9 protein-coding genes are annotated in these 11,100 nt (G+C 64.3%); 7 read left to right on the top strand and 2 right to left on the bottom strand.

Features of this window, described 5'->3' with window-relative positions; all coding sequences use genetic code 11:
* Both A37A_RS20860 and A37A_RS0114370 read left to right on the top strand, forming a co-directional pair.
* Positions 1-231: DDE transposase family protein (locus A37A_RS20860; RefSeq protein ID WP_196799660.1), on the top strand; the 231-nt coding region annotated here is incomplete at its 5' end.
* 257 nt (positions 232-488) lie between these two features.
* Complete coding sequence (locus tag A37A_RS0114370; RefSeq protein ID WP_155996714.1) at positions 489-803, top strand: hypothetical protein; 315 nt, start codon at positions 489-491, stop codon at positions 801-803.
* Positions 804-1,003: 200 nt separating this feature from the next.
* Here the strand turns inward: A37A_RS0114370 and A37A_RS17780 are convergent, their stop codons facing one another.
* Positions 1,004-1,822 carry a class I SAM-dependent methyltransferase gene (locus A37A_RS17780; protein ID WP_018292175.1) on the bottom strand — a complete coding sequence of 273 codons (819 nt, stop codon included), beginning with the start codon at positions 1,820-1,822 and terminating at the stop codon, positions 1,004-1,006.
* Between the two features lie 266 nt (positions 1,823-2,088).
* On the opposite strand from A37A_RS17780, the gene A37A_RS0114360 reads away from it, so the two are divergent.
* From A37A_RS0114360 to A37A_RS0114340, 5 genes are all read left to right on the top strand, one after another.
* Positions 2,089-3,045: an IS630 family transposase gene (locus A37A_RS0114360; protein WP_231363947.1), complete on the top strand. Its 957-nt coding sequence runs from the start codon at positions 2,089-2,091 to the stop codon at positions 3,043-3,045.
* Between the two features lie 129 nt (positions 3,046-3,174).
* Complete coding sequence (gene putA / locus A37A_RS17775; protein ID WP_018292173.1) at positions 3,175-6,300, top strand: bifunctional proline dehydrogenase/L-glutamate gamma-semialdehyde dehydrogenase PutA; 3,126 nt, start codon at positions 3,175-3,177, stop codon at positions 6,298-6,300.
* Positions 6,301-6,500: 200 nt separating this feature from the next.
* On the top strand, positions 6,501-7,205 hold the full coding sequence (locus A37A_RS0114350) for an ABC transporter ATP-binding protein (protein WP_018292172.1): 705 nt from the start codon (positions 6,501-6,503) through the stop codon (positions 7,203-7,205).
* 5 nt (positions 7,206-7,210) lie between these two features.
* Positions 7,211-9,757: an FtsX-like permease family protein gene (locus tag A37A_RS0114345; RefSeq protein ID WP_018292171.1), complete on the top strand. Its 2,547-nt coding sequence runs from the start codon at positions 7,211-7,213 to the stop codon at positions 9,755-9,757.
* A gap of 47 nt (positions 9,758-9,804) precedes the next feature.
* Positions 9,805-10,908, top strand: coding sequence for a carotenoid 1,2-hydratase (locus tag A37A_RS0114340; RefSeq protein WP_040889569.1), 1,104 nt, complete (start codon positions 9,805-9,807; stop codon positions 10,906-10,908).
* A 2-nt stretch (positions 10,909-10,910) separates the two neighbouring features.
* Here the strand turns inward: A37A_RS0114340 and A37A_RS21635 are convergent.
* The coding region (locus tag A37A_RS21635) for a hypothetical protein (RefSeq protein WP_231363946.1) at positions 10,911-11,100 on the bottom strand (190 nt) is incomplete at its 5' end.

Here is an 11,100-nt window from a genome sequence, read left to right as displayed (position 1 = left end):
CGAGGACATTGGGGCGGAGCCGAAATCCGCAATCATTGGCGACGCGATGTCCTGATGGGCGAAGACCGTTCCCGCTCTCGCCAGCCCAACCTGCTGGCCAACTTGGCGCTCATCCGTAACGCCCTCCTCTCGCTCCTCTCCGAACGCCTCGGCGAACAATCCCTCCCGCAGTTCCGCGAACGATTCTGCTCCACCCCTAAACAATGTCTGGCCATCCTCGCCGCCGCATGAACTCCAAAACAAAAGACCCTGTTCCTCTCGGGTGAAGCCCATAATCAGATCCCAACCTTCCAGGACGAACTCGGCTGGCTCCGATTCTTTCATCACAAGCTGAGAGGAAAACCGTCGCAATCGAATTCCCTTCGGAGCTCCAAGCCGAGGTCAGCCAGTTCGTTCGAGACCCGAGCTACGCAAACATGGGGCGCTTTCTGGTGGCCTGGCAAGCTGCGCAGACGGGAACTCCGCCAAATAAAATTACAGCGCCGGACATGGAAACATTTGCCCCGCTCAATGCCGCTCTCTATCGAGCAGCCGACCATGGGGACAAAGAGGGGGTTGCCCAGGCGGTCATGGCTCTGGACGCCGCCGCTGGGATTCCTTCGCATCCGAAGACGGAGCAAAAGAAGGAATCGGACCTTGCCAGCGCGCGCGCCCAAATGGCGATGTATCGGCTCTGGGCAAAGGAGCACCAGATGGGCTTAAAGGTCGTCGCCGGGGATTCCTCCTGGTCACACCTAACCGGGTTTAACGGTGCCGGATTGGGTAGCCCCAGCGGGATACCCCAGCGGGATACGAAGCCGTAACGAGGCATTGGCCGATTCCATTGCTTCCTATGCGCGCCACGGGCGGGTAACGCCTTCCTGGGCGCAGCTCACACCGGATGGGGGGACAAAGCCCTACCTGGAGTCGGCCAGATCCTGGCGAAGAAACATGGCGTTTTGGCCCTCTCCGTGGCAACGCCAACGATCCGGAACAAGGAGGGATATCTGGCGCCGCTGGCCTATCACTCTTCCTGTGCCGGCAGGCTTTTAGGATGGTCGGTTCTTCCCGGTCGGCGTGCCATGTATTCCGATAAGCAGCGGAACTCTACGTGACGTTGCACGTCAAGAAACCCGGAGGCGCGCAGCGCTTCCAGAATGACCGGAGGCGGAACGCAAGCTTCAATGGTCTCGTGGTAGTAATGCCAGAGCTCTTTGCTGGCCTGGGAGCAGCCCGCGAAACGGCCCAGGAGCGGAACGACGACGCGAAGATGGCCGCGAAGAAGGAGGCGGCCCCAGAGACTCGTGGGCCGAGTGATTTCGAGAAGGAGCAACCGACCGCCCGGGCAGAGGACCCGGTAAAATTCGGCGAAAGCGGCGTGAACATCCCGGAGATGGCGCAATGCGTAGCCCATACTCAGGAAATCACAGCTTGCGTCGGGAAGCGGGAGCGCCTCCGCACTCCCGCGGAGCAGTTGCAGGCGCGGTTCGCGCACCTCGTTGAGCATGCCGGGGCTGGGGTCGACCCCCAAGACGCACCCTTGCGGGCCGGCGAGCGCAAGCGCCTCGCGCGCCAGCAGTCCGGTCCCGGTGCCGACGTCGAGCACGGTATCCCCTGGGGCGAGCCCTGCCCGAAGCAGGGCTTGCTTTCGGTAACGGGAGCCGGAGCCCAGCGCCATGAATCCTTCCATTCGCTCGTATTCGGGGGCAACTTCCTCGAAGAGACCTTGCACGTAGACTTCGCGGTGGATCCCAGTCCGGGAATAGGAGAGCAGCGGTGGGTGGGGAGGTAGGGCGCCGACGGGGGTTGCGCATTCTCCGGATTCGGAAGAGGGGGTGGGCATAAGCCTCTCGAAAAATGATTTAAGGGCAGGAACCTCTCACAAGGCAACGTCTCTTTGTCAAGCTTTCTCTTTGGACATTGCCCCGGAGAGGACGGACCGCAATCGTGCCTAGTACATCGCTTCATAATTACGTGACATAACAGTGCAGACTAGGTATTATGGCTTTCATTATGGGAGCCATTTTAACTGCATTACCGATTCGTGAAGAGCAGAGAGAAGTGTTAGAAGAGATCGTCCGCAAGAGGAATGCGAAAGCTGGGTTGGTGATGAGAGCACGGATAATTCTGATGGCTGCCGATGGGGTTTCCAGCGCGGCGATTTCCCGGCGGCTCCAGTGCAACGCGCATATCGTGGGCAAATGGCGGCGACGGTTTTCCACGGAGGGGATCGCTGGGCTCAACGATGAGCNGCGGAGCGGACGCCCGGTAACGATAAGCCAATCGCTTACGCGCAAAGTGGTGATGACCGCGTGCAGTAAACCGCCGAGAGGTTTGAGCCGGTGGAGCATCCGCACGCTGGCGCGGGAGCTGGGTTTGCCCCCAGCTCGGGTCGCGCGCATTCTGCGAGCTTACGATCTGCATCCGCATTGCCTTCGCACCTTCACGTTTAGCCCGGATCTCCAGTTCAAGGAGAAACTCCTCGAAGTGGTCGCTCTGTACATGCAGCCTCCGGAGAACGCCGTGGTGCTCTGCGTGGACGAGAAGACCGGCATCCAGGCCCTGGATCGCACGCAGCCCATGCTGCCTTTGCGGGCGAAAAGGCCCCGTTGTTGGACCAACGAGTATGTCCGGCACGGAACGCGCACGGTCTTGGCCAGCCTGGAGGTGAAGAGCGGCAAGGTCTTTGCCCATGTCAAGGAGACCCGGACCTCGGCCGATTTCCTCTCGTTTCTGGACGAGCTCGTCAAACGCTACGAGGACCAGCGGCTCTACGTGGTTTTGGACAATTTGAACACGCACAAGAATGAAAAGGCCCGAAACTGGCTCAGGCTTCACCCTAACGTCAGCTTTCACTATACGCCGACCCATGCTTCCTGGGTAAACCTCATCGAATGCTTCTTCAGCATCCTGACCCGACAGGGCCTTCAACAGTCTGTTCACAAATCGGGCAAGGACTTAGAGCGCTTCCTCAAGGCTTACTTCGCCAAATACAATGACCACTGCCAGCCCTTCCATTGGACTAAAGGGCCGGAAAAGCTTCAGCACATCATCGAGCTCACCTAGCAATTCCAAGCCGAATATGCTGCTGCGAACTTATGAGTCGATGTACTAGTCTCTTTCTTTTCCGGGAGGGCCTTGCGATGTACAAACAGGAATCGCTGGGCCTTTCGGCCTGGGGCAAGGAGATAGGCGATGGAGGGGAAAGAACCTCCCAGGGAGCGGTGGAAAGCGCTGCGGGAGCGGGTGAGGACCGCCCACGCGGAGGAGGACGAGCGCTGCCGGGATGAGCTCCTTGCCCGTCTTCCCCGGCGCGAGACTCTTGACCGGGACATTGAAGAGAGGACCGAAGGGCTGGTCGAGCGGATGCGCGGGAGAAAGCGGCCGCAATGGGTCGATCGGGTCTTGGCTTGCTATCCGCTTTCACAAAAGGAGGGACGCCTGCTTTTGCAGCTGGCCGAGGCCCTGCCCCGCATTCCGGACAAGGGCACGGCAGAAGCCCTGCTCTCGGAGAAGCTGCTCGAAGGGGAGTGGGGCTCGGGCGCCGGCGATGTCCAAGACGGGATCGGTCGGGCCGCCTCCCGGGGCTTGACCGCTCTCCGGGCGCTCGCCCGATGGGAGAGCCACACCCCCCTGCCGGGCTGGCTCCGTCGGGGGATGCGGGCGCTCTCCAGACAGACGGTCCGCAGGGTCGTAGAGGCGATCGTCGGCCGCTTCATCCTCGCGGAAGATTTCCGCGGAGGAGCAGAGCGGATCGCTCCCCTCCGCGCCCAGGGCTACCGCTTCTGCTGGGACATGCTGGGAGAAGCCGCACGGACGCGAAGGGCGGCGGAAGACGCTCGGGATCGCTACCGGCAGGCGATCGCCTTCTTTGGGCATACGGAAGCGAGAGAGGCGGAGTCACCGGAGCTTTCGCTCAAGCTTTCCGCCCTCCATCCCCGGTGGGAACCGCTCCAGGAGGAGCGGATCGCGGAAGAGATCTATGCCACCGTCCTGGATCTCTGTCGAGAGGCCAAGAAGGCGGGCATTCGGCTCGTCTTCGACGCGGAGGAGTCTGACCGCTTTTGGCCCCTTCTCCATCTCTTCCTGCGGCTTCTGGAGGAGCCAGAACTCGAGGGAGGAATATCCTTGGGCATCGTCATCCAGGCCTACCAGAAGCGCGCTGCGGCGGCGGTCGATTGGCTTTGGAAAGTGGCCGAGGAAAAAAGAAGACGGTTTGCGGTGCGCCTCGTCAAGGGAGCCTACTGGGACGCGGAAATCCGGCGCGCCCAGGCCCTGGGGCTTTCCGGCTACCCGGTTTTTACGCGCAAGGCCCTCACCGAACTCTCCTACCTGGCGTGCGCCAGCCGGTTGCTCGAGGGCTCGGGCCAGATCCTTGCCCAGTTCGCGACTCACAATCCGGCGACGGCGGCGGCCATCCTCTGCTTGTCCGACGGAGGGGGCGGAGGGTGGGAGTTTCAACGGCTATACGGGATCGCTGACTCGCTCTCCTCGGTCTTGCGCGAGGCGGGGCATCCGGTTCGGCTCTACATTCCCTTTGGAGCACGGACGGAACTCTTCGGCTATCTGGCCCGGCGGCTCCTCGAAAATGGCGTCGGCCAAGCGGGCTTCTTGGGGGAAGGAGAGGAGACGCTCCATGCCCTTTCCCTGAGCCGGATCGCGCAGCTGCGCTCCGTCGCCCACCCGAGGATTCCTAAGCCTGCGGAGCTGTCGGCGCCTGCCTGGAAGCGGGCCGAAGGGATCGATTGGGGAGACCCGGAGGGAGTCCAGCGGCTTCTGCGGGAGGTCGAAGCCGCCGACGGCCCGGGACGAGCCCGCCCGCTGGTGGCGGGAAGGTCCGTCGAGGAGGAGGAAGAGCCGGTTCTCTCCCCCGCCGATCCGACGCGGCAGGTGGGAACCGTGGCCTGGACTAAGGAAGATCGGATCGAAGAGGCGCTCCGGATCGGCTCGGAGCAAGCTCCTCGATGGGAGCGGGTTTCCTCGCAAGAACGGGCGAAGACTTTGGAGGTGCTGGCGGATCGACTCTGGAGAGAACGCGCCCGGCTCCTCTTCCTCCTGCGGGAGGAGGCGGGGAAGACCCTTCCGGACGCCATGGCGGAGCTCCAGGAGGCGATCGACTTCTGCCGCTTCTACGCGGCCGAGGCCAGACGGCTCTTCGGAGCTCCTCGCACGCTGGGAGGACCCTGCGGGGAACGCAACGCAATCTCCTGGCGGGGCCGAGGGCTCTTCGCCTGCATCAGCCCCTGGAATTTTCCGCTTTCGATCTTTCTAGGACAGGTGGTTGCGGCCCTGGCGGCCGGGAACGCGGTGGTTGCCAAGCCTGCCGAGCAGACCCCGCTCGTCGCGGCCGAGGCGGTCCGGTTTGCGCTGACCTCGGGCGTTCCGCCGGAGGTCCTCCATCTCCTGCCCGGGGACGGGGAGGTCGGTGAGGCGCTTGTCCGCGATCCCCGCGTCTCGGGCGTCGCCTTCACCGGCTCGGGCGCCACCGCCTCCCGAATCGCGCGGGCTCTGGCGAGCCGGGAGAGAGCATTGGCTCCGCTGATCGCTGAGACCGGGGGCGTCAACGTCATGCTGGTCGATGCGACGGCCGCGCCGGAGCAGGCCGTCGACGATATCGTGGTTTCCGCGTTTCAAAGCGCGGGCCAGCGCTGCTCTTCCCTCCGCCTCCTCTTGGTGCAGGACGAGGCGGCGCCTCGCCTGCTCGACCTGCTTGCCGGAGCGGTGGAGGAGCTCGTGGTCGGAGATCCACGGGACCCCGCGTCGGACATTGGGCCCGTGATCGAACGGACGGCCCTGCTCGATCTCGAGAATCAGGCTTCGCGGCTGGAGCAACAGGGGAAGCTCTTAGCCAAAGCCCGTCTCTCCTCGACCGCCGTCCCCGGCGGCCACTACTTTTTGCCTCGGCTGATCGAGATCCCTTCCCTCTCCCTGGTCGATCGGGAGATTTTCGGGCCGATTCTTCCGGTGGTCCGCTTTTGCGTCGAGGAATGGGAGCTCGTTCTCGACCAGGTCGCACGGATGGGGTTCGGGCTCACCATGGGGCTCGAGAGCCGCCTCTCCGGGCGGGTTCGCTCGGTTCGGGAGCGGGCGCGGGTCGGCAACCTCTATATCAACCGACCGATGATCGGGGCCGCCGTGGCGTTCCAGCCCTTCGGTGGGGAGGGCCTCTCGGGAACAGGTCCCAAGTCGGGTGGACCTCGCTACCTGGAGGCGTTCGGCGTGGAACGGGTCTCTTCCCAAAACGTCGCGGTAAGCGGCGATCCCGATCTGCTGCTTTTGAGCGAGGAAGAGGACTCGGCCGAGTCGAGTCCCTTGTCGTAGCCTCTTTCCCGTCGATCTTCCGCCGTCCCCAACGGCCGGAAACGACGCTTTCTTCGGCCTGAAGGGGAAAATGGGCTGTCAACGCCAAGGTTTCTTGGGCTAGCCTCTTTCGCGGATGGACGCTTGCTTCTTTCGATGTCCGGTTGGGCGGGTCAAGGCACGGATGGCCCCAGCCTGCATCTCCGGATAGGGGCGATTCGATGAGACGACTGGTCGCCCTTCTGGATCATGTTTCCAAATCCTACGGTTCGGGAGAGAGCGTGACCTGCGCTCTCCGCTCGGTCAGCCTCGAGATCCAGGAAGGCGAGTTCGTGGCGCTGGTCGGTCCCAGCGGCTGCGGGAAGAGTTCGCTGCTCCACCTGCTGGCAGGAATCGACCGGCCGAGCGAGGGGAGGGTCGTCGTCCTGGGTGAGTCGCTGGCGGCGCTCGAGGAGCGGAAGCTGACCGAGATGCGGTTGCGGAAGATCGGGATCGTCTTTCAGTTCTTCAACCTGCTGCCGACCTTGACGGCCGAGGAGAATGTCGAGCTGCCGGGTCTTCTCCGCGGAATGCCGCCCAAGGAGGCGCGGCAGAGGGCTCGAGCTCTTCTCGAAGAGGTGGGGCTCGCCCACCGGAGCCACCACCGGCCCGAGCAGATGTCCGGGGGAGAGATGCAGCGGGTTGCGGTCGCGCGGGCCCTGCTGCTCGAACCTGGACTGGTCCTGGCGGATGAGCCGACCGGTAACCTCGATTCGGAGGCGAGTCAGGTCGTGATCGATCTCTTCCGCGATCTCGGGAAGCGGCATGGGGCGACGCTGGTGCTCGCCACGCACAGCCAGGAGGTCGCAGCGGCCAGCTCCCGTGTCGTCCGGATGCGGGATGGCCGGATCGTGGGAGAGGAGCCGGCGACGGCGCCCGAATCTTAGCCTCCATGCTCGCCCTTTTTCTTCGCCACTGCGGACGCCAGATCGCTCGGCATCCGGCGATGTCGGCCGTCACGGTTCTCTCGGTGGCCCTGGGTGTCGCCCTCTTCATTGGGGTCCTCGTCCTCAACCGGAGCGCCTTGGCCGCGTTCCGGGCCTCGGTCGACGCCACCGCAGGCAAGGCGAACCTGGAGGTATCGGGAGACGGGGTGCCGATCGACGAGGAGATCCTCCGGACGGTCCGGCGCACCCCGGGAATCGCGGCGGCCACGCCGCTGGTCGAACAGGTCTGCCTGGTCTCCGACCATCCCGGGGAATATCTCCAACTCGAAGGGATCGACCTCTTCTCCAACGTCCCGTTCCGGGCTTTCACGCTCGAAGCGGGCGGAAGCTCGGAGAGCGACCTGCTCGAATTTTTTCGCGATCCCCGGGCAATCGCGCTGACCGCCACGCTGGCTCACAAGATGGGTGTGCGGATTGGAGACCGGATCACGTTCCGGACGGAGACGGGGCAGGCCGACTTCGTGCTGCGCTACCTAGTCGAGTTCCATGGGAAAGCGGTCGGAGCCGACGAGCATCTCGCCCTTCTCGACATTGCGAGCGCCCAGGAGAGCTTCGGCAGAGTCGGAAAGCTTTCGAGGATCAGCTGCCTGCTCCGGAAAGGAGCCGATCCCGGACAGGTCGCCGCTTCTCTCCGGAGCCGGCTACCCCCTTCGATGATCGTCCAGACTCCGGAGGGGCGGAGTCGGCGCGTGGAAAAGATGCTCGGCGCCTTTGAGCTCAACCTGACCGCCCTCTCCCTGGTCTCCCTCTTCGTCGCAATGTACATGATCTACAATGCGGTGGAGGCTTCGGTCGTGCGCCGTCGGGGGGAGATCGGGCTCTTGCGGAGCCTCGGACTCCAGCGGTCAGGAGTCCAGGCGCTCTTTCTCGGGGAGGCGCTCGTCGTGGGGGGCGTCGGGGTCCTTCTCGGCCTGCCGCTCGGCCTGCTCCTGGCGCGAAGCCTCCTGGGGGTGATCTCCGAGAGCGTCACCGCGATCTACGCGCTCCTCCGCATCGAGCGGATCTCGATCTCGGCCGGGCTGATCGCGATCGCTGCGGGCGCCGGGCTCGCCGCAGTGGCGACGGCGGCCTGGTTTCCGGCCAGGGAAGCGTCGGGGGTCGAGCCCGTCGAAGCCTTCTCGCCGGGAACCCTGGCGGAGAAGAGCCGGCGGGCCGGACCCTGGTGGGCGGTCGCGGCGTTCGGCTGCTGGGGGCTCGCCTTTGGCCTCGGCTGGCTCGCGCTCCGCACCGGGCCGCCGACGCTCAGCTTCGGCTCGGCCCTCTTCGCCCTCCTCGGATTCACCTTGCTGGTACCCCTGGTCTGCCGGGAGATCGCCAGCACCCTCCGCTTCCGCTCGGTCCTGCCGCGGCTGGCGATGGCCCATTTTGCCCATTCGCTCCATCACAACGGAATCACCATCGCCGCTCTTCTCGCCGCGCTCGCGATGTATGTGAGTGTGACCGTCATGATCTTCAGTTTCCGAAAGACCGTCGACGACTGGCTCCACCGGACGGTGACGGCCGATCTCTTCGTCGCCCCCGCGATCAACGTCCGGGCCGGGACCCAGCAGGACCTCCCCCCGGCGATCGAGGAGGCGGTCGCCTCCCTTCCCTCGGTCGCCGCCTATGAGCGCTACCGGGAGCAGCGGATCCTCTTCCGAGGCGAGACGGTCAAATGCGCCGCACTCCGCTTTCCGGTCGCTGCCCGGTACAGCGGCCTCTCCCTGCGGCAAGGCGACGCGCGCCATGTGCTGTCCGAATCGGCGGGATCGGACCGGGTCATCGTCAACGAGAGCTTCGCCAAGCGATTCCATGTCCGGGAAGGCGATCCGATCGAAATCCCGACTCCCCGGGGCAATCGGCCTTTCACGGTCGCGGGAGTCTTCTACGATTACACGACCGAGTTCGGCCTCTTCCTCATCGACTGGGGAGCCTACCGGCGCTATTGGGATGAGGAGCGCTGCCAGACCCTGGGGCTCTACCTTCGGCCGGGCGAAGACCCCGAAAGGGTACGGCAGAGCCTGCAGCGGCAGATCGCCCCGGTTGGGGATTGGATCGTCTACTCGAACCGGGAGGTCCGCAAGGAGGTCTTCCGGGTCTTCGACCAGACCTTCACCGTCACCGAGCTGCTCAAAGGAATCACCCTGATCGTCTGCGCGAGCGGGATCTTCCTCAATTTCGTGATCCTGAGCGTCGAGCGGCGCCGGGAAATCGGGGTCTTGCGCTCGATCGGCGTCAGCCGCTCCGGTGTCGAGGCGATGCTGGTCGGGGAAGCGGCTCTTCTCGGCGCGATCTCCTCCCTGCTCGGTCTGCTCGCTGGCACGGGCCTTTCCCTGGTCCTCACCTACGTGATCAATCCCTCCTTCTTCGGATGGACGGTCCGGTGGGCGATGCCCTGGAAGCTCCTTTGGGAGCTTCCTCCCGTCGTCATCCTGACCGCCATCCTCTCGGCCTACTGGCCGGCACGGCGGTGCGCCCGCATTCCGGTCGCCGAAGCGATGCGCATGGAATAGATTTTTGCCCGATGCCCCCCTCCTTCGCTCGAAATTCGGTCCGCTGGATGCACCGGATCTGGATCGCCCTTTTTCTTCTCGTCGCAGTCCGGGGCATGGACGAGGCAAGGGTCTTCGCAGCCGAGAGCTGGGTTTTCGCGCAGAACCCATGGGCCTGGCGCTTTCCCCGGGACCACGGCAACCATCCCGACTTCCAGATCGAATGGTGGTACTTGACCGGTAATCTGTCCGCCCCGAACGGAGCGGCTTACGGCTTCGAGGTCACCCTCTTCCGCCGTGGTCTCTTCCGTGAAGCCCCTCGACGGGAGAGTCAATGGAAGATCCGGGATATCTTCTTCGGCCATTTTGCGATTAGCGACCTGGGGGCCAAAGAGTTCTTCTTCGCGGAGCGGGCCGATCGAGGGGCGCTTGGGGAGGCGGGAAGCTCCGGAGGAAAGATGGAGGTCTGGGTCGGAGACTGGCGGATCGAGGAGCAGCCCGACGGCTCGCTCCGGGTGCAGGCGGCGGAGAACGACAGGAAGCTCGACCTTACGCTCCACTCGCGCAAGCCTCCGGTGCTCCACGGAGAGGCGGGCTTGAGCCGGAAGGCCGATGAGCCGGGAGCCGCCTCCTACTACTACTCCTTCACCCGGCTCGAAACGCAGGGAAAGCTCGAGGAGGGGAAAAGGACGGTTCCTCTTCGCGGCACGAGCTGGTTCGACCATGAGTTCAGCTCGAGCACCCTGGGCAAGAACCAGGTCGGATGGGACTGGTTTGCCCTCCAGCTCGATTCCGGCGAAGAGCTGATGCTCTACGGGCTTCGGAAGAAGGACGGCTCGATCGACACGACGGCCGGCGGGAGCTGGGTCGAGCCGGACGGGACCCGGCAGGGGCTCCGCTACGGGGAATTTATCCTCGAACGGGTCGACACCTGGAAGAGCCCCCATACTGGAGCGCGCTACCCAGCGACCTGGCGGATCCGGATCCCCTCCTTGGGATTGGTTCTCGAAGTCGCCCCCCGGATGGCCGACCAGGAGCTCTACCTTCATGCGCTCGGGGAGATCGCCTACTGGGAGGGTGCCGTCCGGGTTTCCGGCACCCGCCGGGAGAAGCCGCTCCACGGCGTCGGCTACATGGAGCTCACGGGTTACGCAGGAGCTCCCTTGCAGTAGCCCTAGGGCTTGCCCGTGAATCTTCTCCCGCTCTTCGCCGAGCCGCTGGCCTGCGCAGCCATGTAGCTAGCCGCCATTTCTCTCGTGCGCCGTGAAAAGGGTGCATCGCCCAGTGGGGAGGGAGTGATCTCCACCCGGCAACTATTGCTCCAGCCGGAAGCACTCGGAGCGGCTACTGGTGGTAACGCCAGC

It is taken from the genome of Verrucomicrobium sp. 3C (genome assembly GCF_000379365.1).
GTDB lineage: Bacteria > Verrucomicrobiota > Verrucomicrobiia > Methylacidiphilales > Methylacidiphilaceae > Methylacidimicrobium.
The sequence above is the reverse complement of the archived record's forward strand: the minus strand, read 5'-3'. Positions and strand labels throughout refer to the sequence as shown.